Origin of the sequence: Streptomyces humidus (assembly GCF_014649655.1) — a bacterium.
In the GTDB taxonomy this organism is placed as follows: domain Bacteria; phylum Actinomycetota; class Actinomycetes; order Streptomycetales; family Streptomycetaceae; genus Streptomyces; species Streptomyces humidus.
Map to the genome: position 1 here is coordinate 129989 of NZ_BMTL01000012.1, position 24490 is coordinate 154478.

At 72.3% G+C, this 24490-nt stretch carries 22 protein-coding genes and 1 pseudogene; 9 read left to right on the top strand and 14 right to left on the bottom strand.

Annotated features, from left to right (window positions below; genetic code table 11):
• The first annotated feature begins 56 nt into the window (after positions 1-56).
• On the top strand, positions 57-974 hold the full coding sequence (locus IE239_RS16360; RefSeq protein WP_190150047.1) for a hypothetical protein: 918 nt from the start codon (positions 57-59) through the stop codon (positions 972-974).
• A 135-nt stretch (positions 975-1109) separates the two neighbouring features.
• Here the strand turns inward: IE239_RS16360 and IE239_RS16365 are convergent, their stop codons facing one another.
• The 3 genes from IE239_RS16365 to IE239_RS16375 are packed head-to-tail and all read right to left on the bottom strand — an operon-like array spanning position 1110 to position 3465.
• Positions 1110-1883, bottom strand: a complete 774-nt coding sequence (locus IE239_RS16365; protein ID WP_190150048.1) for an enoyl-CoA hydratase/isomerase family protein — start codon at positions 1881-1883, stop codon at positions 1110-1112.
• Complete coding sequence (locus tag IE239_RS42965) at positions 1880-2296, bottom strand: Zn-ribbon domain-containing OB-fold protein (RefSeq protein ID WP_190150049.1); 417 nt, start codon at positions 2294-2296, stop codon at positions 1880-1882. The genes IE239_RS16365 and IE239_RS42965 overlap by 4 nt, the downstream gene beginning before the upstream one ends.
• A gap of 23 nt (positions 2297-2319) precedes the next feature.
• Positions 2320-3465 carry a lipid-transfer protein gene (locus IE239_RS16375; RefSeq protein WP_190150050.1) on the bottom strand — a complete coding sequence of 382 codons (1146 nt, stop codon included), beginning with the start codon at positions 3463-3465 and terminating at the stop codon, positions 2320-2322.
• A gap of 95 nt (positions 3466-3560) precedes the next feature.
• Between IE239_RS16375 and IE239_RS16380 the strand changes: the two genes are divergently transcribed.
• Complete coding sequence (locus tag IE239_RS16380) at positions 3561-5168, top strand: FadD3 family acyl-CoA ligase (RefSeq protein WP_190150051.1); 1608 nt, start codon at positions 3561-3563, stop codon at positions 5166-5168.
• Between the two features lie 4 nt (positions 5169-5172).
• On the opposite strand, the gene IE239_RS16385 is transcribed toward IE239_RS16380, so the two are convergent.
• The 4 genes from IE239_RS16385 to afsR all read right to left on the bottom strand — a co-directional run bounded on the left by IE239_RS16385 (position 5173) and on the right by afsR (position 9583).
• Complete coding sequence (locus IE239_RS16385) at positions 5173-5442, bottom strand: hypothetical protein (protein ID WP_229878120.1); 270 nt, start codon at positions 5440-5442, stop codon at positions 5173-5175.
• Positions 5435-5794: a hypothetical protein gene (locus IE239_RS16390; protein ID WP_190150052.1), complete on the bottom strand. Its 360-nt coding sequence runs from the start codon at positions 5792-5794 to the stop codon at positions 5435-5437. Before IE239_RS16390 ends, IE239_RS16385 begins: the two co-directional genes overlap by 8 nt.
• A 346-nt stretch (positions 5795-6140) precedes the next feature.
• Positions 6141-6335 (bottom strand): regulatory protein AfsS, encoded by a 195-nt coding sequence (gene afsS, locus IE239_RS16395; RefSeq protein ID WP_190150053.1) that lies wholly within the window; start codon positions 6333-6335, stop codon positions 6141-6143.
• A gap of 263 nt (positions 6336-6598) precedes the next feature.
• Positions 6599-9583: an SARP-family global regulator AfsR gene (gene afsR / locus IE239_RS16400; protein ID WP_190150054.1), complete on the bottom strand. Its 2985-nt coding sequence runs from the start codon at positions 9581-9583 to the stop codon at positions 6599-6601.
• A 207-nt stretch (positions 9584-9790) separates the two neighbouring features.
• Between afsR and IE239_RS16405 the strand changes: the two genes are divergently transcribed.
• Both IE239_RS16405 and IE239_RS16410 read left to right on the top strand, forming a co-directional pair.
• The gene (locus IE239_RS16405; protein WP_190150055.1) at positions 9791-11053 is read left to right on the top strand and encodes an amidohydrolase family protein; all 1263 of its coding nucleotides are present in this window, start codon (positions 9791-9793) and stop codon (positions 11051-11053) included.
• On the top strand, positions 11050-11970 hold the full coding sequence (locus IE239_RS16410) for an LLM class F420-dependent oxidoreductase (protein ID WP_190150056.1): 921 nt from the start codon (positions 11050-11052) through the stop codon (positions 11968-11970). The genes IE239_RS16405 and IE239_RS16410 overlap by 4 nt, the downstream gene beginning before the upstream one ends.
• A gap of 186 nt (positions 11971-12156) precedes the next feature.
• On the opposite strand, the gene IE239_RS16415 is transcribed toward IE239_RS16410, so the two are convergent.
• On the bottom strand, positions 12157-12357 hold the full coding sequence (locus IE239_RS16415) for a hypothetical protein (protein WP_229878121.1): 201 nt from the start codon (positions 12355-12357) through the stop codon (positions 12157-12159).
• Positions 12358-12506: 149 nt separating this feature from the next.
• Between IE239_RS16415 and IE239_RS42110 the strand changes: the two are divergent.
• Positions 12507-12602 (top strand): annotated as a pseudogene (locus IE239_RS42110) (short-chain dehydrogenase); the annotation flags it as partial.
• Between the two features lie 92 nt (positions 12603-12694).
• Here IE239_RS42110 and IE239_RS16425 read toward each other — a convergent pair.
• From IE239_RS16425 to IE239_RS16440, 4 genes are all read right to left on the bottom strand, one after another.
• Positions 12695-15226 carry an ABC transporter permease gene (locus IE239_RS16425; protein ID WP_190150058.1) on the bottom strand — a complete coding sequence of 844 codons (2532 nt, stop codon included), beginning with the start codon at positions 15224-15226 and terminating at the stop codon, positions 12695-12697.
• 133 nt (positions 15227-15359) lie between these two features.
• Positions 15360-16127 carry an ABC transporter ATP-binding protein gene (locus IE239_RS16430; RefSeq protein ID WP_190150131.1) on the bottom strand — a complete coding sequence of 256 codons (768 nt, stop codon included), beginning with the start codon at positions 16125-16127 and terminating at the stop codon, positions 15360-15362.
• Positions 16128-16352: 225 nt separating this feature from the next.
• On the bottom strand, positions 16353-17003 hold the full coding sequence (locus IE239_RS16435) for a response regulator (protein ID WP_190150059.1): 651 nt from the start codon (positions 17001-17003) through the stop codon (positions 16353-16355).
• On the bottom strand, positions 17000-18295 hold the full coding sequence (locus tag IE239_RS16440; protein WP_229878122.1) for a sensor histidine kinase: 1296 nt from the start codon (positions 18293-18295) through the stop codon (positions 17000-17002). The genes IE239_RS16435 and IE239_RS16440 overlap by 4 nt, the downstream gene beginning before the upstream one ends.
• Before the next feature lie 261 nt (positions 18296-18556).
• Here IE239_RS16440 and IE239_RS16445 point away from each other — a divergent pair, with 261 nt between their 5' ends.
• The 4 genes from IE239_RS16445 (at position 18557) to IE239_RS16460 (ending at position 23895) form a co-directional block, all read left to right on the top strand.
• Positions 18557-19327, top strand: a complete 771-nt coding sequence (locus tag IE239_RS16445) for an SDR family NAD(P)-dependent oxidoreductase (protein WP_190150061.1) — start codon at positions 18557-18559, stop codon at positions 19325-19327.
• Between the two features lie 132 nt (positions 19328-19459).
• Positions 19460-20578, top strand: a complete 1119-nt coding sequence (locus IE239_RS16450) for an LLM class flavin-dependent oxidoreductase (RefSeq protein WP_190150062.1) — start codon at positions 19460-19462, stop codon at positions 20576-20578.
• A gap of 138 nt (positions 20579-20716) precedes the next feature.
• Complete coding sequence (locus tag IE239_RS16455) at positions 20717-22447, top strand: N-acyl-D-amino-acid deacylase family protein (RefSeq protein ID WP_190150063.1); 1731 nt, start codon at positions 20717-20719, stop codon at positions 22445-22447.
• Entirely contained in the window at positions 22444-23895 is a 1452-nt protein-coding gene (locus IE239_RS16460; RefSeq protein ID WP_190150064.1) for an aldehyde dehydrogenase family protein, read from the top strand. Before IE239_RS16455 ends, IE239_RS16460 begins: the two co-directional genes overlap by 4 nt.
• A 44-nt stretch (positions 23896-23939) precedes the next feature.
• Here the strand turns inward: IE239_RS16460 and IE239_RS16465 are convergent, their stop codons facing one another.
• Positions 23940-24239: a type II toxin-antitoxin system PemK/MazF family toxin gene (locus tag IE239_RS16465; protein WP_268254511.1), complete on the bottom strand. Its 300-nt coding sequence runs from the start codon at positions 24237-24239 to the stop codon at positions 23940-23942.
• Positions 24236-24466: a hypothetical protein gene (locus IE239_RS16470; RefSeq protein WP_190150065.1), complete on the bottom strand. Its 231-nt coding sequence runs from the start codon at positions 24464-24466 to the stop codon at positions 24236-24238. Before IE239_RS16470 ends, IE239_RS16465 begins: the two co-directional genes overlap by 4 nt.
• Positions 24467-24490 lie beyond the last annotated feature (24 nt).

Here is a 24490-nt window from a genome sequence, read left to right on the forward strand (position 1 = left end):
AATCCTGAAGACGCCCCTCAGGAGGTTTTCAGGTACGGCCCGGAAAGCTTGCCGCCATGAACACGACCTCAAGCTTCCGTGTCATCCGTCAGGCGGCGGCCGGTGCGCTCGCTGCCCTTGTGCTCGCCGGATGCGGGACCAGCATGGCCGCCACGGACCCGGACCGGAACAGCGCCTCGCCGAACGCTCTCTCCGGTATCTGCGCGGCCTCCACGCAGCGAAACGGCATCGTGCACTGCACGGAACCGTTCGCGGGAAAGAAGCCGATCCGACTGCCGAGCGACCCGTCCCGCACACAGCGCTACGGAGCTGTCAAGGGCGGCGGATCGAAGTTCCACACCCGCGGCGGCGATCTGCCGCTCTCCGCTGCCGTCGCCAGGCAACTGGAAGCGGACATCGAAAACCGCCGCCGCGCCTACGCGAACACGATCTACCTCGCGGTGATCTCCCAGGGCGCCGTCACCAAGATCAAACCGGTCGCGGACATCGAGGAGAACGCCGTCCTTCGTGCCGCCTTCGCCGGGCGGGCCATGGAGGGCGCCATCGGTGTCCGCACCCGACAGGGTGACTACTCCCTTCGCGAGACCCTTCCCGTCCGTATCGAATTCGCCAAGTCACCGGTCCACGGGAAGCTGACCGGAAGGATCACCAACGCGACCAGGGCCGTCCGTAGCGCCAAGGGCTCCTGCTTCGCCCCGCTCAACCGCACCCGGGCGAATCCTCTTGCCGGTGTGTTCACAGCCAAGATCGCCATCGAGCGTGCCTTCTCCATGCACGCGCCGTTCGACGACGAACTCCTCCTCGAGTGGTCGAGCGACGTCAGCAACATGGGCTCCGCGTACTACCCGAGCATCGCGACCCTGCTCGGCGGGGACCCCCTGGGCCGGACCTGGGAGACGATGCTCCACGGAACACCGTCGGCCGGCCCGCCCGTCGACCTTCGCCTCGTCAACGGCGGCGGTGGAACCTGCTGACGACATGGCCGAACAACCATCCGTCCCCGTCGTGATCGACCCCAGGTTCGGCCAGGGCTCCCCGTGGTGGCGGCCAACCATGTCTCGGTCAAGGCGATCACCGACCTGTGGGAAGCCGGGTTCTTGCTGGTCCTCTCACCGGACCCGGGGCCGTGACGCCGACCGCTTCCCGAACAACTCCGCCTGCTCCTCGCCCGGCAGATTCCCCAGCGCGATGAGGTGCGGGGCCTGGGCGAACGCCGTCGCGCGGGCCGCCTCCTTCGCCGCCCACAGGGCCCGCACCGTGCCCTGGACGCCGGCGGGCGGATACCCGGCGACGACGGCCGCGCAGGCGACGGCCGCCCCCGACGCGCCGCCCGCCTCGGTGACTTCGGAGACCAGGCCGACCTCGTGGGCGCGCCGTGCGGAGATCCGTTCCGCCGTGCCCATCAGCATCATCCGCGCGACCTCCCCGTAGGGCATGCGCTGCGCCAGGAGCACCGACTCGTAGGCGCTGACCATCCCGTAGGTGGTGTGGGGGTCGAAGAAGACGGCGTCGGCGCCCGCGACGACGAACTCGCACTCCCCGAGCAGGTAGAAGGCGCCTCCGCAGGCCATGCCCTCCACGGCCGCGACGACCGGCTTCCACAGGTCGTTCGCCTTGGGGCCGACGGTGAGCAGCGGATCGTCCTGCATGAAGGGGGAGCCGGGCTGCGGGACGACGGCGTCCCGGTCGATGCCGGTGGAGAACGCCCGCCCTCCCGCGCCGGTCAGGACCGCGGCCCGCACCCGGTCGTCGAAGCGCAGCCCCCGCCAGACGGAGCGCAGTTCGTCGGCCGTGGCGAGGTCGATGGCGTTGAGTCTCTCCGGCCGGGCGAGGGTGACGACGGCGACGCCGGTGTCCTCGTCGACGTCGAGGCGCACGCTCACGGCCGCTCCAGGACCCAACTCGGCAGTCCGTCGCCGTCGAAGACGACCTGGACGCGGGCGCCGATCCGGATCCGGTCGGGGGGGAAGGAGTCCAGGGCGGCTCCCGGTGCGCTCACCAGGTTTCCCACCAGCCGGATCCGGGGCGTCTCGGCCAGCTCGACGACGATCACGTTGTAGGGGGCCTGCGCCGCGTACTCCGGCAGCAGGGGCGGGTGGGGGACGACGTAGGACCAGATCCGCCCGCGTCCCGAGGTGCGCCGCCACTCGCTCGCGAAGGACCGGCAGTGCGGGCAGCAGGGGCGGGGCGGGAAGCGGGGCTCGCCGCAGTCGGCGCAGGTCTGGACGCGGAGCTCGCCCCGGGCGGCGTACTCCCAGAAGGGGGCGCCGTCGGGGTCGGTGACGGGGGTGAGCATCGTGGGGTCAACTCCTCGGGCTCTCAGTTCCTGAGCAGCAGGGCGGAAGTCGGGACGCCCTCGCCGGCGGTGACGAGACAGGCCGCGGCGTCCGGCACCTGGGCGGTGCTGGTCCCGCGCAGTTGCTTGACGCCTTCGTTGATCAGGTTGAAGCCGTGGACGTAGGCCTCGCTCAGCCCGCCCCCGCCGGTGTTGATCGGCAGCCGCCCTCCGGTCTCCAGCGCGCCGCCCTCGGTGAAGGCGCCTCCCTCGCCGCGCCCGCAGAAGCCGTAGCCCTCCAGGGAGAGCGGCACGAGCGGGGTGAAGGCGTCGTAGATCTGGGCGACGTCGACGTCGGCGGGGGTGAGGTCGGCGTGCTTCCACAGGTGCCGGGCCGCGGTCCAGGCGGGTCCGGTGAGCGGGTCCTCGTTCCAGTAGTTGACCATGCCGTGGTGCTGGGCGGGAAGGCCCTGGGCGGCGGAGTGCACGTAGACGGGCCGGCTCCGGCAGTCCCGGGCCCGTTCCCGGCCGACGATCACGCAGGCCAACGCCCCGTCCGTCTCCAGGCAGTTGTCGTAGAGGCAGAGGGGTTCGCTGATCCAGCGGGCGGTCATGTACATCTCGCGGGTGAGCGGACGTTCGTACATGATCGCCGCCGGGTTCTGGTTGGCCCGGTTGCGGCAGGCGAGGGCGACGTTGAAGAGGTGGTCGCGGGTCGCGCCGTACTCGTGCATGTAGCGGCGGGCCAGCATGGCTATCTCGTCGGCGGGCCGCAGCAGCCCGAAGGGCCGGGTCCACTGGGCCGGGGTGGGCAGCTGGACGGCGGTGTTCGTCCACGGGCGCGGTCCGCTGCCCCGCTTGCGCGAGCGCCAGGCCACCCCCACCGTCGCCTGCCCGGCGGCGATCGCGGCGGCGAGGTGCGCGACGGTGGCGCACGAACCGCCGCCGCCGAAGCCGGCCTTGCTGAAGAAGGTGAGGTCGCCGAAGCCGACGGCCTTGGCCAGCTCGACCTCGTCCGTCTCCTCCATCGTGTAGGAGGCGAGCGCGTCGACCTCGTCCGGCGCGATGCCCGCGTCGTCGAGGGCGGCGAGGACGGCCCGGCAGGCGAGCGTCTTCTCGGACTCGGGGAGGTGTTTGGCGAAGGGGGTCTGGCCGATGCCGACGATGGCGGTGGCGTCCTTGAGGGTCACGCTGCGCGCACCTCCGCGATGCGATATGACGGCTGACAGTGCGTCAGGTTACAGCTAATCTGACGGGTAGTCAGCTACCGGCGGGGAGACGTGTGATGCGCGGTGACGTGGAGTGGGGCAGCATCCCGGGCCTGGTACACGCGGCGGCCGAGCGGCACGCCGACGCCGAGGCGGTGGTGGAAGGCCGCACCCGGATCTCGTACGCCGAACTCGGCGCCCGCGTGGAGCGTGCGGCGGCGGCCTGCCTGGCGAACGGGGTCCGGCCGGGCGACCGGGTAGGAATCTGGGCGCCGAACTCGCTCGACTGGATCGTCGCGGCGCTGGGCGCCGTGTCGGCGGGGGCGGTGCTGGTGCCGGTCAACACGCGCTTCAAGGGCGCCGAGGCGGCCGACGTGCTGCGCAGGAGCGGGGCCGGGCTGCTGTTCGTGACCGGCACGTTCCTCGGCGCCTCGTACGTGGCGTCGCTGCGACGGGCGGCCGGGGAGGGGCCCGGCACGGGGCCGCTGGGGGGCCTGCCGGAGCTGGACCAGGTGGTCGTGCTGGCGGACGACGCCCCGGCGGACTTCCGCACCTGGAAGGACTTCCTGGCGAGCGGCGAGGGCGTGGGGCGGGCGGAGGTCCGCGAGCGGGCGGACGCGGTGCGCGGGGACCAGCCCTCGGACATCGTCTTCACCTCGGGCACGACGGGCCGCCCCAAGGGCGCGGTGATCACGCACGCGCAGACTCTGCGGGCCTACGGGATCTGGACCGACCTCGCGGGACTGCGGCGCGGCGACCGCTATCTGATCGTGAACCCCTTCTTCCACACCTTCGGCTACAAGGCGGGGGTGATCGCCTGTCTGATGCGGGGCGCGACGATGATCCCGCAGCCGGTGTTCGACGTGGACGCGGTGCTGGCCCACGTGGCCTCGGAACGCGTCTCGGTGCTGCCCGGCCCTCCGACGCTCCACCAGTCCCTCCTGGACCACCCCGCCCGCGACCAGTACGACCTCTCGGCGCTGCGGCTGGTGGTGACGGGCGCGGCGGTGGTCCCGCTGCGCCTGGTGGAACGGCTGCGGCGCGAACTCGGCGTGGAGACGGTGCTGACGGCGTACGGCCTGTCCGAGGCGAGCGGCATCGTCACGATGTGCCGGCGCGGCGACGAGCCGGACGTCGTCGCCACCACCTCGGGCCGGGCGATTCCCGGCACGGAGGTGAAGGTGGTCGACGAGCGAGGCGGCGAACCGGCCCCCGGCACGCCGGGCGAGGTGCTCGTGCGGGGCTTCAACGTCATGCGCGGCTACCACGAGGACGCGGCGGCCACGGCGCAGACGCTGACCCCGGACGGCTGGCTGCGCACCGGCGACGTGGGCGTCCTGGACGCCGCCGGCAACCTCCGCATCACCGACCGCATCAAGGACATGTTCATCGTGGGCGGCTTCAACGCCTACCCGGCGGAGATAGAGCAGCTCCTCGGTCTGCACCCGGACGTGGCCGACGTCGCCGTGATCGGCGTCCCCGATCCCCGGCTGGGCGAGGTGGGCAGGGCGTACGTGGTCCGCCGGCCGGGCGCGGTGTCGACGGCCGACGACCTGATCGCCTGGGCCCGCCGCGAGATGGCGAACTACAAGGTGCCCAGGTCGGTGGAGTTCGTCCCCGCCCTGCCCCGCAACGCGAGCGGCAAGGTGGTGAAGGGGGAGCTGAGGGGGTCGGGAACCGCGTGATGCGTCAGGCGGGCCACACGGTGACCTGGAGCACGTAGACGCACTCGTGCCGGGGGACGGTGAGGTAGAGGAACATGCCGCCGGGCACGTAGGCGGTCTGCACTCCTTCACCTGCGCCTTGATAGGCGCTTCCGTCCAGGTGCAGAGCCTCGGCTGCCCGGACGATCTCCTCTGCCCGCTTCTCCACCTCGATGACGAAGGCGGGGGGAGCCGGGGTCCCTCCGCCGATGACCTGAGTCTCGTCCGGGTCGTATTCCCAGTGCCAGTCAGCCACGGGCGAGCGACTCCCTCGCCCAGACGTGAAGGGCGTGGATCTCGTCCATGGCGTCGCGCCATGCCGGCCGGTCCCGGTCGACGCTCTGCGCCGTGTACTCGGCCGCGCGGAGCCGGGAGGCTGTCGACGGGATCCGCGCGATCTCGATCGCGAGGGCCCACGACTCGAGGAACTGGGTGATGGGCCCCAGGCTGCCCGTGCGGGCAGCGAGTGCGATCGCCTCATCCTTCTGGCGTTCCATCTCCGGCAGGCGGTGAGGGGCCACCTGGGCCAGAGCGACGCGAAGGGCCGCGGGGGTGCGCTCGGGCCGAGACACGAGTGGCCCGTCGGGTTCCATGTGCTGCGCGGTCATCCTGCTCCTCCATGGGCTGTACCAAGCTCACGGTACGACAGAGACAGCCGGTCACGCAGGGGGCTCGGCAAGGCGGTCGAGGGAGAGCTGCGGGGGCTCGGCGGGCGTCACCCGGGGGAGTGATGGGGGTGGTGATCCCGCCCGCACCGTGCGTCGCGCCGTTCTCCTGGTCGCCGGAGACAAGGCCGCTATGCGCGGGCCCTGGGCGGGGAACTGCGGGTCGTCGCGGACTTCGGGGACACGCAGTACACGGTGGCCTGAGCGGGCCCCGTCCCGCTCCCCCGCACGCCTCGGCCGCGGCGGCGCCCCCTCCGCGCCGCCGCGGCCGATCCCCGTCGGGTGTGGCTCACTTGCCGCCCAGGCCCAGGGCGGGCGGGGCCGGCATCGCGTTGTTCAGCGCGACGATCTGATCGTCCTCGGTGGCCGGCTCGCTGGGCATGGCGTTGTTCAGCGTGGTGATCGTCTCGTCCTGGGCCGTCGGCTCGCTCGGCATGGCGTTGTTCTGCGGCGAGACTTCCGCGGCCTTGTTCTGGTCGCTCATGGTCCTGGGTTCCTCCGTTGCTGTGACGAATGAGGAACGCCCGTCCGGAAGCCTCCCCCGAGGGCTTCCGGACGAGCGCTCGGAGCCGCACAGTAACCGGTGGGCTCCCGGCCGGACCGTCTGCCCCCCGACGCGACGGTCTGACTCGTCAGACAGTGCACGAGGGCGATAAACAAACGCTGAACGCCCCGCCGTTACGGTCCCGAACGTCCCGCAGGTACGGTCCCGAAGGCCGCCGCCGGTACGGTCCCGAGCGGGCGCGGTCATCCCGTGGAGGTGGGTGTGAGGAGCGCGCGGGCGTCGTCCGCCTCCGGTGCGCCGCTCTGCTCGTAGAGGCTGAGCGCCTCACGCCAGCAGGCCCTGGCCCGGTCCGCCTGGCACAGCTCGGCGAGGGCCCGTCCCAGCAGGGTCAGGACGTTCCCGCGCATCCGGTCGCCGCCGATGCAGCCCAGGGTGAGGGCCAGTTCGGCATGCTGCGCGGCCTGCGCGGGGCGGCCCGCGGCCAGGTGCACCTGGGCGATGCGGAAGTTGGTCACGCCCTCCCACAGCCGCTGCCGGTGTTCGTGGAAGATGTGCAGGGCCTCGGCGAAGTCGGCGAGCGCCTCCGTGTGGCGGCCCGCCTGGGTCAGTGCGACCCCCAGCGCGAAATGGCTGTTGGCCAGGCGCACCGACCGGCCGATCTCGCTGTGCGCGGCGAGGCCCCGCTGCGCGATCTCGACCGCCTTGGCCGTCTCTCCCATGCCCAGGTACGCGCGGGACAGGTTGCCCAGAGCGGTGGCTTCGAAGGGGCGGTTGCCCGCCGCCCGCAGGCCTTCGAGAGCCTGGTCGAAGAACACCTTGCCGTCCGCGAACCGGCCCTGGTGCAGACAGATCAGCCCGCGGTTGTTGGCCACCCAGCTCACGGCGGTGGCGTCCCGCGCGCGGTCCGCGAGTTCCATGGCGACCCGGGCCTCGTCCTCCGACTGCTGGATGCGGCCGGAGACCAGGAGCACATCGCTGAGCACCGTCCGGGCCCTGCCCTCCGCCCGCCGGTCGTCCATCGCCCGGGTGGCCTCGCAGGTGGCGCGCGCCGTGGTCTCGTACTGATGCGAGTTGGCCCCCGACTCGGTCAGGTCCTTGGCCGCCCACAGCAGGTCGACGGCCTGCCGCAGCCGTTCCGTGCCCGCCGCCTGCCGGACGCAGGCCAGCAGCGGACCCGCCTCCGTGTACAGCCAGTCGAGGGCGGCCGTCGCCTCGGTGAAGCGCAGCCCCGGGTAGCGCGTGGGCTCCAGGTCGTCCACCAGCCGGTCCCTGGGGTGCTCGATCACGTACACCTGCGCGGTCGTCGCCAGGTAGAAGTCCAGCAGCCGTGACAGCGCGGCCCCCCGCTCCTCGGGCCGGGTGTCGCGCTCCGCGCATGCACGCGCGTAGAGCCGTACCAGGTCGTGGAAGCGGTAGCGGCCGGGGGCCGCGGACTCCAGCAGGGAGGTGTCCACCAGGGACTCCAGCAGGTCCTCGGCGTCCTCCGGCGGCAGGTCCAGGACGGCGGCGGCCGCCGCCAGGGAGATGTCGGGGCCGTCCGCCAGGCCCAGCAGACGGAACGCGCGGGCCTGGGACGGATCCAGCGCGCCGTAGCCGAGCTCGAACGTGGCCTTCACGGCGAGGTCGCCGGCCTGGAGCTCGTCCAGTCTGCGCCGCTCGTCGGCGAGCTTCGCCGCCAGCACCGACACCGTCCAGGTGCGGCGGGCCGCGAGGCGGGACGCCGCGATGCGGATGGCCAGCGGCAGGAAGCCGCAGGCCGCCACCACGTCCAGGGCGGCCTCGCGCTCCGACGCGACCCGCTCCTCGCCGACGATGCGGGTGAACAGGACGAGCGCCTCGTCCGGGGACATCACGTCCAGGTCGACCAGATGGGCGCCCGCCAGGTCGACCATCCGGACCCGGCTGGTGATCAGCGCCGCGCAGCCCTCCGTGCCCGGCAGCAGAGGGCGTACCTGGGCGGCGTCCTTCGCGTTGTCGAGCAGCACCAGGACCCGTCGCCCGTCGAGCACGGAGCGGTACAGCGCCGCCCGTTCCGCCAGGGAGTCCGGTATCGCCGAGTCGGCCGTGCCGAGCGCCCGCAGGAAGGAGCCCAGCACGGTCTCCGGCTCGGCCGCCCGCGCCCCCGCCCCCTGGAGGTCGACGTACAACTGGCCGTCGGGGAAGGCGGAGCGGGCCCGGTGGGCGAGGTGCACGGCGAGGGTCGTCTTGCCGACGCCCCCGATCCCGGCGAGCGCCGACACGGCCATCACCCGGCCCGTCCCGTCGCCCCCGCCGGGCCCGGACGCCGCCGCCAGCACCTCGCCCAGCTCCCGCACGAACGACGAGCGCCCGGTGAAGTCGGGCACGGTCGCCGGGAGTTGGGCGGGGCGGACCTGCACCACCGTGGGCTGCTCGGCGGGCGCGGACGGCTCGGCCAGCTCCGGGTCCGCCTGCAGGATGCGGCGCTGGAGCTCGCGCAGTCCCGCGCGCGGATCCACCCCCAGCTCCTCCGCCAGCAGCCGCCGGGTGTCGGCGTACACCGCGAGCGCCTCCGCCTGCCGGCCGCTGCGGTACAGCGCCAGCATCAGCAGCTCGCGCAGCCGCTCGCGCAGCGGGTACGCGGCCGTCAGCGCCGTCAGCTCCGAGACGGCCTCCGCGTGGCAGCCCTGCTCCAGGTCCATGTCCAGGCGGGCTTCCAGCAGCCCGAGCCGCCACTCCTCCAGCCGGACGCGCTGGGCCTCGGCGTAGGGGCCGGGGACGCCGGCCAGGGCCTCACCGTCCCACAGGCCCAGCGCCCGGTTCAGCACCTCCCGGGCCCGGCCCAGGTCACCGGCCGCCCGCGCCTTCTCCGCCTCGGCCGCGTGCTCCTGCGCCACCGCCAGGTCCAGGGCGCCCTGGCCCAGCCCGCGCACCGCGTACCCGCCCGACTCGCTCACCAGGACGCGCGGGTCCAGCGCCTTGCGCAGCCGGGAGGCGTACGTCCGCACCGCCGCCAGCGCCTGCGAGGGCGGGTCCTCGCCCCACAGGGCGTCGATCAGCTCGGCGGCCGTCGCGGTCCGGCCCTCGCGCAGCAACAGGGCGGCCAGCAGCGCGCGTTGCTGGGGGGACCCGGTGGCCAGCTGTTCGTCGCCGCGCCGGGCGCGCACCGGGCCGAGCACATCGAAGCGCAGCGCGGCCGGCTCCCCGGGGGAACCGGGGCGCCTCTGCTGCGGCACGCGTGGGCCGCCGTGCTCTGCGCGGTCGTCCATCAGGGCTCCCCTTAGGCATCCGAAGTACTCGCCCAGTTTGCCCTGTCCGCGCCAAGACCGTCAGCTGCGCGAGACGCCGATCACAGCGCGGCTCACCGGAGTTCACCGACCTTTCACACGCGCTGTGCGCACATCCGGTCACAGTCGATCACCGGCGGTGGCCGCAGGTTTGCTGACGGGTCGTCAGATCAGCGCTACCGTGCCCCCATGGACACCTCAGCGACCGCCTCGCCCGCCGTCCCGGCGACCACCGCACCGCTGCCGCTCATCATCTCCGTCGACGACCACACCGTGGAGCCGAGCACCGTCTGGCAGGACCGCCTGCCGAAGAAGTACCTCGACGTCGGCCCGCGCACCGTCCGCGCCCCGCTGAAGGAGATGACCTTCCTCGGCGGACGCTTCAAACCCGTCATGGGCGAGCCCGGCGACGACGGCCCGGTCGGCGACTGGTGGGTCTACGAGGACCTGCGACGCCCCCTCACCCGCCTCGACACCGCCGTCGGCTTCAGCCGGGACGAGATCAGGCTGGAGGTCATCACCTACGAGCAGATGCGCCCGGGTTCCTACGACGTCCCCTCCCGGCTCGCCGACATGGACGTCAACCACGTCCAGTCCGCCGTCTGCTTCCCCACCTTCCCGCGCTTCTGCGGCCAGACCTTCACCGAGGCCGCCGACCGCGAGCTGGGCCTGCTGTGCGTGCGCGCCTACAACGACTGGACGGTGGAGGAGTGGTGCGGGCCCGCGGCCCGGGGCCGGCTCATCCCCCTCACCCTCGTCCCGCTCTGGGACGCCGAACTGGCCGCGGCCGAGGTGAGGCGCAACGCGGCCCGCGGGGTCCGGGCGGTCGCCTTCTCCGAGATACCCCCGCACCTGGGCCTGCCCTCCGTGCACACCGACTACTGGGACCCCTTCCTCGCCGCCTGCGACGAGACCGGCACGGTCGTCGCCATGCACATCGGCTCCAGCAGCCGCATGCCGTCCACCTCCGAGGACGCCCCGCCCGCCGTCGGCTCCACCATCACCTTCGCCAACTGCTGCTTCTCGATGGTCGACTGGCTGATGAGCGGCAAGTTCGAGCGCTTCCCGAACCTGAAGGTGATGTACGCGGAGGGCCAGATCGGCTGGATCCCCTACATCCTGGAGCGTGCCGACGTGGTGTGGGAGGAGAACCGCGGCTGGGGCGGCGTCGCGGACAAGGTCCACCGGCCGCCGTCCGAGCTGTTCGCCGACCACGTCTACGGCTGCTTCTTCGACGACGCCTTCGGGCTGCGCAACCTCGACTCCGTGGGCGTGGGCAACGTCCTCTACGAGACGGACTACCCGCACTCCGACTCCACCTGGCCGAAGTCGCGGGAGGTCGCCGAGGCACAGATGGGCCACCTCGCCCCGGACGTGGTCGAACGGATCGTGCGGGGCAACGCCATCGAACTGCTGGGGCTGACCGAGGACGGCCTGTGGAGCCCCCGGTGAGCCTCGCGTACGGCATCCAGCTCCCGGTCCAGTCCCAGTCGACGATCTACGCCGAGCCCTGGGAGGCCGACGCGGGCCCCGCCGACCTGGTCGAGATCGCCCGCGCCGCCGACCGGGCCGGCTTCGCCTACATGGCCGCCTGCGACCACGTGGCGATCCCGCGCCGGCTCGCCGACGCCATGAGCACCGTCTGGTACGACCCGGTGGCCACCCTCGCCCACGTCGCCGCCGTGACGACCCGCGTGCGCCTGCTCAGCCACGTGGCCGTCGTCGGTCTGCGCCACCCCCTCGTGACGGCCAAGCAGTACGCCACCCTCGACCACCTCAGCGGGGGCCGGCTGGTCCTCGGGGTCGGCGCGGGACACGTGCGCGAGGAGTTCGAGGCGCTGGGCGCGGACTTCGAGCGGCGCGGCGCGGTCCTGGACGAGACGATCGACGCCCTGCGCGCCGCTCTCGGGCCGCAGGAGTTCCCCTCCCACCACGGCAAGGCGTACGACTTCGAGGGGCTCGGCCAGCGGCCCCGCCCCGCGCAGGCGCGCGTCCCCCTCTGGGTCGGCGGATCCTCCCCGGCCGCCGTGCGCCGGGCCGCGCTCAGGGGCGACGGCTGGCTGCCCCAGGGCGACCCGAGGGACCGGCTGCCCGCGCAGATCGAGCGGATCCGCCGGCTGCGCGCCGAGGCCGGAGCCGAGGGACCGTTCACCGTGGGAGCCATCACCGAGCCCCTGTACGTCGGGACGCCCGGGTGGGACGTCGGCCGCCGCACCCTCACCGGCTCCCCGCAGGCCCTCGCCGCATCCCTGCGCGCCTACCGGGAGATGGGCGTCGACCAGATCCAGGTCCGGTTCCGCTGCCGGACCCGCACCGAACTCGTCGACCAGATAGTCGAGTTCGGGGCGGAGGTGGGGCCGCTGCTGTAGGCGCCGTCCAGCAGCGGGGACAGCGGCACGGGGGCCGGTCGTGAGCGTTCGGCAGCCGCTCGCCGTCATGTCCGCCCGTGCTCGTGCGCTCCCGTGCCTGACCGTCGGGCTCGTCGCCGTCGGGGCCGACCCGACAGGTCCGGATGGTCAGCCGGGACACCCGGCCCTCCGGCCGGCGCCCGGCCTTCACCGCGCCTCGCGGCCCGTGCCCGGCGCGTGGCAGGAGCACGGGCAGCGGGACATCAGCAGCAGACCCGTGGCGCCCGGCAGCGGTACGTCGGACGTCTGGCGACAGCGCCGGTGCGGGTCCTCGTGACCGGGCCGCCCGGCGAGCGCGCACTCGGCGACCGGCGCCGGGTCGGCGCCCGCCTCCGGCGCCCTCACCACGCAACCACCCTTTCCGCGCGGACGGCATTCCGGCCGAGCCGGTCGAGGCCGCTGCCGAAGTCGGTGGCGAGGGCGAGCACGATTCGCTGCGGCGACTGCCCGGCCCGCTCCCGCTCGACGGCGACGAAGTAGGGGCGCACCAAAGGGGAGGCCTGGTCAATAACGCCGGCATCCTGCGCTTCAACGCCCTCACCGGCACGCCTCTCGACGAGTTCGTGCAGGTCGTGCAGGTCAACCAGGTCGGCTGGGAGTGCTCGGGGGAATGCGCCGGGCGGCGCGCGTGGCGGCGGTGGAACCAGTCCGACCGCCACCCGGGTACCAAGCCGTCCCGCGCGTCTCAGTCCGCCTTGAGGGCGGTGAGGACGTTCAGCCGGGCCGCCCGGCGGGCGGGCCAGAGTCCCGCCACCACGCCGACGAGCGCGGCGCCCGCGAGGGCCGCGGCGATGCGACCCCAGGGGACGACCATCTCGTACCCCTGGATGCTGTCGGAGACCATCCTGCCCGCGGCCCAGCCGAGGAAGATGCCCGCGCCGATACCCAGAAGAGCCCCGAACAGCGAGATGAGGACGGACTCCAGGTGAATCATCCGCCTGGTCTGCTCGGGCTGGAGCCCCACCGCGCGCAGCATCCCGATCTCACGGGTGCGCTCGAACACGGACATCGCGAGGGTGTTGACGACTCCCAGGACGGCGATCACCACGGCCATGGCCAGCAGCCCGTACAGCATGTTCAGGAGCAGGGTGATGGCCCCGCCACCGGCGGAATCGGCCAGGTCGTCGGTGTTCCGCAGCCGGATGAGGGGGTTCTGGTCGAGGGCGCGCTGCAGGGACCGCCGTACCGTCTCGCCGTCGCCGTCCTTGGTGTGCACCAGGACCGAGGTGTCCTCGATCTCCTTCAGATGGGGCTGGAGGGTGGCGAGCGGCATCATGGTGGTCGGCAGGAATTCGTCGTTGTGGTAGATGCCGCCGATCCGCAGGGTGTCCCGGCTGCCGTCGCCGTAGACCACCGGAACCCGCCGGCCCATGGCCAATCCGTAGGTGTCGGCCGTGGTGGTGTCGATCAGCAGGTTCTTGCCGCCGCCCGCGCCCAGTGCCGCGAGCGACCCCGACGCGAAGCTCGGGTCGAGGAGGTCGCCGATGCTCCGGGCGTCCACACCGGTCAGGTTCAGCTCGTTGTCGCCCATCCGGACGACGCTCTGGCGCCGCGGGCTCAAGGAGGTCACGGCCGTGGACTTCGCCAGGGCGTCATGGACCGACGCGGGCAGGTAGTCGCTTTTCCTCGACGAGATCTCGAAGTCGGCCGTGACGGTGTTCTCGGCCCGCTGGTGCAGCGATGTCGTGGCGGATACCGCGACCACCGTGAGGCCGGTGACCATGGACAGCCCGATCATCAGAGCCGAGGCCGTGGAGGCGGTGCGCCGGGGATTGCGCCGGGCGTTGCCCAGGGCAAGCGTGCCCGGGACACCGAAGCGGCGCAGGAGGGGCCCGGCCAGGGCGATGGCCGGGCCGGAGAGCGCCGGGGTCACCACGATGATGCCGATGAGCAGCAGGGCGGACGGGAAGAGGACGATGGTACGGCCCGTCTCGCCGCTGGACGCCGCGAACACCACGCCGAGCACACCGATCACGATCAGGGCGACACCCAGGGCGTTGCGCCTGCGGAGACTGCGGGCAGGCGGGGGTGTGTGGAGCGTGGACAGGGCGGCCACGGGAGGCACGGAGGCGGCGCGGCGGGCCGGCAGACAGGCGGCGAGCATGGTGACGACGACACCCACCAGGAACGAGACCAGCACGGTGCCCGGCGCGACGACCAACGGCCCGTCGGGGACGCCGGATCCGGTGGACGCGAACAGTTGCCGCATGGCCATGGCCACGCCGATACCGAGGAGGAACCCCGCGGCCCCTGCGCTCAGCCCCAGCAGGGCGGCCTCGATGAGGACGGAGCGGGTCACCTGGCGGCGTTCGGCGCCGACGGCCCGCATCAGGGCCACCTCCTGCGAACGCTGGGTGACCAGCATGGTGAAGGTGTTGCCGATGACGAAGATGCCGACGAACAGGGCGATGGCCGCGAAGACGAGCAGCACCTGGCCGAGCCCGTCCGTCCCCTCGGCGGCCTCGGCCCGCTGCTGCTCGCGCAACTGCGCACCCGTGCTGATCTCGGAGTCCTTGGGCAGCAGGTCGCGCGCCTCGGTCGCGAGCCGCTGCTCGGAGGCGCCGCGCTCGGCGTTGAGGGAGAAACCGTCGTACTGACCCGGCTTCAGCAACAGATTCTGCGCGGTGGCGTTGTCGAAGAACACCGCGGTGCCGCCGGAGCCGGAGGTGTTGTCGGTGCGGACGATGCCGACGAGTTTCTTGTGCAGCACCGGTCCGTCGATGGCCAGCCGGACGGTGTCGCCCACCTTGTAGCCGCCCTGGTCGGCGGTGCTGGTGTCCACCAGTACCTCGTCGGGCCCGGTGGGGGCGCGTCCGGTGATCAGCGGGTGGCGGTCGTCCTTGCCGTCGGCCTGGGGGAAGTAGTTGCCCGCCATGGACACCTTGTCCTCGGCGAGGGGGCGGCCGTCCTTCGCGGCCACGGCGGCGAACCCCTTGACGGAGCCGGTCACGGACGCCACGCCGGGCAGCCGTTGCAGGCGCCGTAGCGTGTCCTCCCCCGCGGTTCCGGGCTCGCCGGATTCCTGGTCGAACGGCGGTGTGACCTGGACCGAGACGTTGCGCAGGGTGGTGAGGTAGCGCTCCTTGTAGGCGTTGCCGACGGTGTCGGTGAAGACGAGGGTGCCCACGACGAAGGCGACGCCGAGCAGAACGGCGACCATGGTCATCAGCAGGCGGGCTTTGTGCGCAAGGACGTTGCGCAGGGCGGTGCGGAACACGGGCGGCCTTCCGGGGGGTGCCGGGTGAGGGGTGCTCGGGAACGGGACGCGTGTCAGGCACGGGGCGTACGCGCGTCACTCGGGGCGTACGCGCGTCAGGCGCGGTGAGCGGACGTCAGGCGTGGCGCGGGCGTCAGACCTGGTGCGCGGGTGTCAGGCGTGCCATCCGCTCCAGGACGGCCTCGGCGGTGGGCGCGTGGAGTTCGTCGACGATGCGCCCGTCGGCGAGGAAGACGACGCGGTCCGCGTAGGAGGCGGCGACGGGGTCGTGGGTGACCATGACGACGGTCTGGCCCAGCGCGCTCGTGGAGCCGCGCAGGAACTCGAGGATCTCGGCCCCGCTGCGGGAGTCCAGGTTGCCGGTGGGCTCGTCGGCGAAGACGATGTCGGGCCGCCCGGCCAGCGCGCGGGCGACGGCGACGCGCTGCTGCTGGCCGCCGGAGAGCTGGCCCGGCCGGTGGTCGAGCCGGTCGGCCAGGCCGACGGTCTGGACGATGCTCTCCAGCCAGGCCCGGTCCGGCTTGCGGCCCGCGATGTCCATGGGGAGGGTGATGTTCTCCACGGCGCTCAGGGTGGGCAGCAGGTTGAACGCCTGGAAGACGAAGCCGATGCGGTCGCGGCGCAGCCGGGTGAGCTGACGGTCGTTCAGGGAGCCGATCTCCGTGTCGCCGAGGCGGACCGACCCGAACGACAGCGAGTCGAGACCGGCCATGCAGTGCATCAGGGTGGACTTCCCCGATCCGGAGGGACCCATGATCGCGGTGAACCGGCTCCGGACGAAGCCGACCGTGACCGCGTCGAGGGCCACCACACGGGTGTCCCCCGTGCCGTACACCTTCGTCAGGTCGGTGGCGTGGGCCGCGTAGCTCTCCGGGGCGGAAGGGGGCAGGGTTGCGTGCATGCCGATCCTCGGTGGACGCTCGATGGATTGCCCCTCCTGGCAGAGGGTGTCGCCGCTGATGACGACCTCCATGAGCCTCCCGCCCGGCCACCCGCCGGCGGATCCCCCGAACATCCGGCACCGCATCCCCCGATCGGGGGAGATCGCCGCGGGACCGCCGTTCCGGCCCGACCGCGATGACCGCCGGGGCGCTGCTCCGGCGGGACCGCTCCTACGGCGCGATCGCTATTCGGCACGCCCCGAGCGGAAGGCCCAGGCCGCGACCTCGACCCTGTTGCGCAGGCCCAGCTTCGCCTGGACCGACCCCAGATGCGTCTTGACGGTGCTGGGCGCGATGTACAGCTCGGCGGCGATCTCCGGGTTGGTCAGTCCGCGGGCGATGCCCTGGACGACCTCCTCCTCGCGGTCGGTCAGCGGTTCGGCCGGCTCGGCCGCGCCGCGTCGCCGCGCCTGGGTGAAGTGCTGCAGCAGACGGAGGGTGATCTGCGGGGCGACCATGGCGTCCCCGCGGACGGCCGCCCGGACGGCCTCGGTCAGCAGCACCGGACCGGCGTCCTTGAGGAGGAAGCCCGACGCTCCGTTCGACAGCGCCGTGTAGACGTACTCGTCGAGGTCGAAGGTGGTGACCACGACCACCTTCGGTGCTCCGGGACGACCGCCGCCGGCCAGTCGGCGGGTGACCTCCAGACCGTCGGGCGGAGGCATCCGGATGTCCACGAGACACACATCCGGCCTCAATTCGCGGGCGAGCGACAAAGCCGAGGCCCCGTCGGCGGCCTCGGCCACCACCTCCATTTCGGGCTCGGCCGACAGCACCATGCGGAACCCGGCACGCACCAGATACTGATCGTCCGCGACCAGGATGCGTATGGTCATGCCGTCCTGCCCTCCCGTAGCCGCAACCCGGATCGTACGGCGTGCCGCCCGTGGGCACGGGCGTTCCGTGAAGCCTCGTCGGGGTGCAGCGGTACGGAGGCGTGGACCCGCCACCCGCCTTCGGGCCGGCGCCCCGCCTCGAAGGTGCCGCCGAGCAGCTCGATCCGCTCCCGCATGCCCATGATGCCGAAGCCGCCGCCGAGCCGTCCGAGGCTGCCGCGGTGTCCGGACGGAGAGCCTTGTCCGTCGTCCTCGACGACCAGTTCGGCGTGGCGTGCCGCGACCCGGGCGGACACGTCGACCGACCGCGCTCCGCGCGCATAGCGCTGGGCGTTGGTCAGGGCTTCCTGCAGGACGCGGCTCAGTCCGCCGGTGACCTCCGTGGGGACGTCCCCCGGCAGCTCCTGTCCGAGGTCCAGCCGGATCGGCAGTCCCGTCGCCCGTGCCTCGTCCACGATGCGGGTCAGCACCTCGCCGAGGTTCTCCGGATGCCGCGGGGTCTCGTCACCGCGCATCGAACCGACCAGACGCCGCATCGACGTCAGCGCCTCGCCGCCCGCGTGCTCGACGGCCTCGAGCATCTCGTTCAGCATCCGCGGGTCGTGGGTGCCGCGGCCGGTGACATGGCGCACGGCCTGCAGCTGCACCACGATCGCGGTCACCTGATGGGCCACGGTGTCGTGCAGGTCGCGGGCGAGCGCGAGCCGTTCCTCCTGCCGGACCAGCTGTCCGGTGCGTTCCTGTTGGACGTCGTAGAGGCGCAGCACCAGGCCGCAGACGAAGGCCAGGGCCAGCTCCAGCAGGGTGCTTTCGAAGAATTCGCCGGGATCCGAGTCCCGCAGCACCGGGACGGAGAACACGCTGATGCCCAAGGCCGCCACGATCACGGGGACCCACCGGGGCGTGCAGCGGCGCACCGCCACGGCGAGGAGGACCAGCAGGCCGATGAGTTCGCCGCCGCTGCTCTCGCTGGTCACCATGTTCACCGGCAGCAGGCGGTAGGCCACCGTGGCCGCGAAGGTTCCGGCGCAGGCCACCAGCGCGACCCGCGGGACCCATCGGGAATCGCGCACCAAGGCCAGTACGGCCATCGCCCCTGCCAGGGCTCCGGAGCAGACCGGCACCCAGTCCCCGACGAAGGCCTCCTTGTCGAAGGCGGGGTCGAAGACGATCCGTGCCCGCATGTCGTCATAGACGGAGAAGAGGAACAACAGCGCCAGCGCCGAGATCAGGGTCCGCACCGGCCGGCTTCGGTATCCGGCACGCCGACCGGAGGACACGGCTATTCGCATCCGCGTCACCCTACGCACCTACGGCGGCGAATACCGCCCGCCTCCCGCGCGCGGGTCTGTGGCATGGGCGCGTACCGGGCGTCGCGCACCCGCTTCGGCGTCCGGCACGAGGGGTCCGGCGGACCCCCGGTGGCTCCGTGGGGTGTCCGGGGCGGGGGATCGCCGGTGTGTCGATTCCCTCGTAGTCGACCCTATCTGACGCATCGTCAGTTTCAGCGGTACGATGCTGAGCTCCAGTGATGCGATGCGAAGGGGTTCGGCATGGGAAAGCTCGACGGACGCGTCGTCCTCGTGACCGGCGCCGCGCGCGGCCAGGGGGAGCAGGAGGCCCGGCTGTTCCGGGCGGAGGGGGCCGAGGTGGTGATCGCCGACGTCCTGGACGAACAGGGTGAGGCGCTCGCCGCGGAGATCGGAGCGCTGTACGTCCACCTCGACGTGGGGCGGGAGGACGCCTGGCAGTCGGCCGTGCGCGCCGCGCGGGAGGCCCACGGCCGGATAGACGGTCTGGTCAACAATGCCGGCATCCTGCGCTTCAACGCCCTCACCGACACGCCTCTCGACGAGTTCATGCAGGTCGTGCAGGTCAACCAGGTCGGCTGCTTCCTCGGCGTCAAGACGGTCGCGCCGGTGATGACCGACGGCGGCACGATCGTCAACACGGCGTCGTACACCGCCGTGACCGGGATGGCGGCGGTGGGCTCGTACGCGGCGACCAAGCACGCGGTCCTCGGTCTCACCCGCGTCGCCGCCCTGGAGCTCGCCCCGCGCGGCATCCGGGTCAACGCGGTCTGCCCCGGCGCGATCGACACCGCCATGTCCAACCCGTCCCTGCTCGACCCGGACGCGGACCGGGAGGAGACCGCCAAGGCCGTCGACGGGCTGTACCGCAAGCTCGTGCCGCTGGGCCGGATCGGCCGCCCGGAGGAGGTCGCCCGGCTCGCGCTGTTCCTCTCCTGCGACGACTCCTCCTACATCACCGGCCAGCCCTTCGTGATCGACGGCGGGTGGCTGGCGGGGGTCAGCGTCGTCTGAGGCCTCATCTGACTGCACGTCAGGTATTGACCCTCCGTGCGGGGGGTGCGACAGTCGGGCCACTGAACTGACGGATCGTCAGAAGTGCTGTGAGAAACCATGGGACATCAGAACCGGGGACGGTGAACCTCCGTGGAATTCGGGCTCTTTGTACAGGGATACGTGGGCAAGCGCGGTGAGAGCGACCCGCTCGCCGAGCACAAGGCGCTGATGGAGGAGACCGAGTACGTCATCCAGGCGGACAAGTCCGGCTTCAAGTACGCCTGGGCCTCCGAGCACCACTTCCTGGAGGAGTACTCGCACCTCTCCGCCAACGACGTCTACCTCGGCTACCTCGCCCACGCCACCGACCGCATCCACCTCGGCTCGGGCATCTTCAACCCGCTCGCCCAGGTCAACCACCCGGTCAAGGTCGCCGAGAAGGTCGCCATGCTCGACCACCTCACCGGCAACCGCTTCGAGTTCGGCTCCGGCCGCGGCGCCGGTTCCCACGAGATCCTCGGCTTCCTCCCCGGCATCACCGACATGAACCACACGAAGGAGATCTGGGAGGAGACCATCGCCGAGTTCCCCAAGATGTGGCTCCAGGACGAGTACGCCGGCTTCCAGGGCAAGCACTGGCAGCTGCCGCCGCGCAAGATCCTGCCGAAGCCGTACGGGAAGTCGCACCCGGCGATGTGGTACGCGGCCGGATCCCCGCCCTCGTACGCGATGGCCGCGAAGAAGGGCCTCGGGGTGCTGGGCTTCAGCATCCAGAAGGTGTCCGACATGGAGTGGGTGCTGGAGCAGTACAAGACGGCCGTCGTGAACGCCGAGCCCGTCGGCGACTTCGTCAACGACAACGTGATGGTGACGACGACGGCGATCTGCGCGCCCACGCACGACGAGGCGATCCGGATCGCCGTCGAGGGCGAACTGCACTACCTGCCCTCGCTCGTGTTCCGCTACCACGACACCTTCCCGCGCCCCGAGGGCTTCCCCGCCTGGCCCGAGACGCTCCCCGAGTACAACGCCGAGTTCGTCGAACTCCTCATCGAGGAGGAGCTGCTGATCTGCGGCGACCCCGACGAGGTGACGCGGCAGTGCAAGCGGTGGGAGCAGGCGGGCGCGGACCAGCTGTCCTTCGGGCTGCCGGTGGGCGTGCCGAAGGAGCAGACACTGCAGACGATCCGGCTGATCGGGGAGCACGTGATCCCGAGGATCGACACGGATCCCGTCCACCGGACGACGCGGTTCCGGCAGGGCGCGTAGTCGCTGTCGCGGCCTGTGGGCGCGCTGTCGCCGTCGGGGTGCGGGTCGATCCGCGGCCGCGAGCCCGTCGTGGCCGGTCGCGCAGTTCCCCGCGCCCCTGAGCGGTGCCGCCCGCAACGGAGTTGAGGAGGAGCTCTCATGCTCGATCACGTCATCAGGGGCGCGACCGTCGTCGACGGGACCGGCGCGCCCGCCTTCACCGCCGACGTCGGGATCCGCGACGGACGGATCGCCGTCGTCGGGACGGTCGCCGAGGAGTCCCGTACCGCAGAGGACGCCGCCGGGCTCGTCCTCGCGCCCGGCTTCGTCGATCCGCACACGCACTACGACGCCCAGCTCTTCTGGGACCCGTACGCCACCCCCTCGCTCAACCACGGCGTGACCACGGTCGCGGCCGGGAACTGCGGCTTCACGCTCGCACCGCTCAACCCCGCCCGCCCCGAGGACGCCGACTACACCCGGCGGATGATGTCCAAGGTGGAGGGCATGTCCCTGGTCGCGCTGGAAGAGGGCGCGCCCTGGAATTGGCACGGGTTCGGCGAGTACCTCGACGCCCTCGAAGGGCGGATCGCCGTCAACGCCGGGTTCATGGTGGGGCACTGCGCCCTGCGCCGGTACGTGATGGGGCCGGACGCGGTGGGCGGACAGCCCAGCGAGGAGCAACTGGACCAGATCGTACGGCTGTTGCACGAGGCGATGGACGCGGGGGCGTGGGGCTTCTCCACCACCCAGTCGTCCACCCACTCCGACGGCGACGGCCGGCCCGTCGCCTCCCGGCACGCCCTGCCCGCCGAACTGCTGGCGCTGTCACGGGCCGTCGGCGAGCACGAGGGCACCCAGATCGAGGCCATCGTCGCCGGCTGTCTGGACCAGTTCAGCGACGCCGAGATCGACCTGTTCGCCGAGATGAGCGCGGCGGCCGGACGTCCCCTGAACTGGAACGTCCTCACCGTCGACGCGGCCGTCCCGGAGCGGGTGCCCCGGCAGCTCACGGCGAGCGAGCGGGCCCGCAAGGCGGGCGGCAGGGTCGTGGCGCTCACCATGCCGATCCTCACGCCGATGAACATGTCCCTGGGCACGTTCTGCGCGCTGAACCTGATCCCGGGCTGGGGACCGGTCCTGAACCTGCCCGTCCCGGAGCGGATCGAGAGGCTGCGGGACCCGGCCGTGCGGGCCGAGATGCTGCGGCGGGCCGACTCCCGGGAGGCGGGCGTCTTCCGGCGGCTGGCCGACTTCGGGCGGTACGTCATCGGCGACACCTACAGCGCGGCGAACGAGGGCCTCACCGGCCGGGTCGTCCGCGACATCGCCGCCGAACGCGGCCTCGACCCGTTCTCGTGCCTGGTCGAGATCTGCGCGGCCGACGAACTGCGCACGGTCCTGTGGCCGATGCCCACGGACAACGACCCCGACTCGTGGGCGCTGCGCGCGCAGACCTGGAGCCATGAGGACGTCCTGCTCGGCGGCTCCGACGCGGGCGCGCACCTGGACCGGATGTGCGGCGCGCCGTACACCACCCGCTTCCTGGGCGACTGTCTGCGCGGCCGAAGGCTGGCCGGTCTGGAGCAGGCGGTGAAGATGCTCACCGACGACCCGGCGCGGCTCTTCGGCCTGCGGGAACGGGGCCGGATCCAGGAGGGCTTCCATGCGGACCTGGTCCTGTTCGACCCGGAGCGGATCGACGCGGGCAAGGCCACCCTGGTGCACGACCTGCCGGGTGACAGTCCGCGGCTGGACTCGAAGGCGATCGGCGTGCGGGCCGTCTGGGTCAACGGCGTGGCGGTCATCCGCGACGACGTGGTGACGGGCGCGGTGCCGGGCCGGGTGCTGCGCTCGGGCCGGGACACCCGGACGGTGAGCACGAGGTGAGCGAGGGGCAGCGGCTGTTCATCGACGGCGCCTGGCGGGAACCGGACGGCGGCCACTACGAGGTCGTCGACCCGGCCACCGAGGGGACCGTCGGGTGGGCCCCCGAGGCCTCCCCGGACCAGGCCCGCGAGGCGTGCGCTGCGGCCCGCGAGGCGTTCGGCCCGTGGTCGCGCACCCCGGCGGAGGAGCGGGCGGCGATCCTCGGCCGGGCGGCCGACATCGTGCGGGCCCGGCTGCTGCCGTACGCCGAGCTGGCCCGGGCGGAGACGGGCGCGACGACCGGCACCGCGCGCGGCATGCAGGTCGGGGTGGGTGCGGCCCGCTTCCGGCGCTACGCGCGCGTGGAGCCCGCCGAGTGGCCGGTCCCGCCGCAGATCAACGAGGCGGGCCCGATGGGGAGGGCCGGGGTGATGGGCGCGCTGGCCGTCCGCCAGCCCGTCGGCGTCGTCACCTGCGTCACCTCCTACAACAACCCGTGGGCGAACCCGGCCGGGAAGATCGCCCCCGCCCTGGCGATGGGCAACACGGTCGTGGTCAAACCCGCCCCGCAGGACCCCCTGTCCGTCTACCGGATGGCGGAGGCCCTGGAGGAGGCGGGCGTGCCGCGCGGGGTGGTGAACGTCGTCTCGGGGCGCGCCGTCGGGATCGGCGAGACGGCCGTGTCGTCGCCGGACGTCGACATGGTGAGCTTCACCGGCTCCACGGCCGTCGGACAGCGCATCGCCGAGGTGTGCGGACGGCAGATGAAACGCCAGCTGATGGAGCTGGGCGGCAAGGGCGCGGCGGTCGTCCTCGACGACGCGGACGTCGCCTCGGCGGTCGCGGGCATCGGCACCACGTTCTCCTTCTACAGCGGCCAGATCTGCACGGCCCCGACGCGGGTGCTGGCACAGCGGGGCGTGTACGACCGGCTGGTCGAGCAACTCGTCTCGTACGCGGGCCGGTTGAAGGTCGGCGACCCGAGGGAGGCGGACACGGTGGTCGGCCCGGTGATCTCGGCCGCGCACCGGGACCGGGTCGAGTCGTACGTCGAACTCGGCCGCAAGGAGGGCGCGGTGGTGGTGACGGGCGGCGAACGCCCGCCGCTGGAGCGCGGCTTCTACGTCGCCCCGACCCTGCTCGCGGACTGCGCCAACGGCATGCGGGTGGCCCGGGAGGAGATTTTCGGCCCGGTGGTCGTCGTCATCCCCTTCGACGAGGAGGAGGAGGGCGTCGCCCTCGCCAACGACAGCGACTACGGCCTGATCGACTACGTGTGGTCCGCGGACGTGGCGAAGGCGTTCCGGGTGGCCCGGCGGCTGCGGGCCGGCGGCGTCGGGATCAACACCGTCGGCCGCAACATGGAAGCGCCGTTCGGCGGCTTCAAGAGGAGCGGCGTCGGCCGCGACGTCGGCTCGTACGCGCTGCACGCGTACAGCGAGGTGCAGGCGATCGTCTGGCCGGGGTGAGCCCGGCCGGACAACGGGCCCTCGGGCGGCCTGCCCGCCCGGGCTCACAGGTCGAGCACGGCACGCAGTCCGATCTCGACGGCTTCCATGACCCGCTCGCCCACCGGGCCCAGATCGTCGGTGAACCGAACGGCGGACAGGGTCCGGAACTCGCCCAGCACGATCGTGCCGACCGAGGGCGAATCCACCGGGATGTCCACGAGTGTCGGCTCCCGTACCTGCTGGGGGTAGACCAGCACGCAGGTCGCCGACTTGTGCTGGGTGTTGAGTGCGTCGGACGAGATCACCAGAACGTGTGCAGGCCCTCCGGCAAAGGACAACGCGTAGACATGGCCACGTTTCACCGGCCCGCCACCCGGCCCCAACGCTCCAAGGTCGCCTCTTCGCTTTCGGCGGGCTCAGCGGCCGTCGTCACTATGCCGGCCTCCGCGCGCACACGCTCGGACCTTCCCAGCTCCTCGGAGAGCATCTGCCGACGCAGTATGCGTGCCGTGTAAGCAGAGGCGTTGCCCTTGGCCTTCACGAAGGCCGCCACGTCGTCGGGCAGGCTCATCGTCATGTTCACCGTCATGCCATCATCATACGGCGTCCATGG

Excerpts from the sequence above, each read along its gene's own strand:
- IE239_RS16360 (WP_190150047.1), top strand. The coding sequence starts at position 57 with ATGAACACGACCTCAAGCTTCCGTGTCATCCGTCAGGCGGCGGCCGGT.
- IE239_RS16390 (WP_190150052.1), bottom strand. The coding sequence starts at position 5,794 with ATGACCGCGCAGCACATGGAACCCGACGGGCCACTCGTGTCTCGGCCC.
- IE239_RS16440 (WP_229878122.1), bottom strand. The coding sequence starts at position 18,295 with ATGCGAATAGCCGTGTCCTCCGGTCGGCGTGCCGGATACCGAAGCCGG.
- afsR (WP_190150054.1), bottom strand. The coding sequence starts at position 9,583 with ATGGACGACCGCGCAGAGCACGGCGGCCCACGCGTGCCGCAGCAGAGG.
- IE239_RS16435 (WP_190150059.1), bottom strand. The coding sequence starts at position 17,003 with ATGACCATACGCATCCTGGTCGCGGACGATCAGTATCTGGTGCGTGCC.
- IE239_RS16470 (WP_190150065.1), bottom strand. The coding sequence starts at position 24,466 with ATGACGGTGAACATGACGATGAGCCTGCCCGACGACGTGGCGGCCTTC.
- IE239_RS16445 (WP_190150061.1), top strand. The coding sequence starts at position 18,557 with ATGGGAAAGCTCGACGGACGCGTCGTCCTCGTGACCGGCGCCGCGCGC.
- IE239_RS42965 (WP_190150049.1), bottom strand. The coding sequence starts at position 2,296 with ATGCTCACCCCCGTCACCGACCCCGACGGCGCCCCCTTCTGGGAGTAC.
- IE239_RS16380 (WP_190150051.1), top strand. The coding sequence starts at position 3,561 with ATGCGCGGTGACGTGGAGTGGGGCAGCATCCCGGGCCTGGTACACGCG.
- afsS (WP_190150053.1), bottom strand. The coding sequence starts at position 6,335 with ATGAGCGACCAGAACAAGGCCGCGGAAGTCTCGCCGCAGAACAACGCC.
- IE239_RS16405 (WP_190150055.1), top strand. The coding sequence starts at position 9,791 with ATGGACACCTCAGCGACCGCCTCGCCCGCCGTCCCGGCGACCACCGCA.
- IE239_RS16455 (WP_190150063.1), top strand. The coding sequence starts at position 20,717 with ATGCTCGATCACGTCATCAGGGGCGCGACCGTCGTCGACGGGACCGGC.
- IE239_RS16430 (WP_190150131.1), bottom strand. The coding sequence starts at position 16,127 with ATGCACGCAACCCTGCCCCCTTCCGCCCCGGAGAGCTACGCGGCCCAC.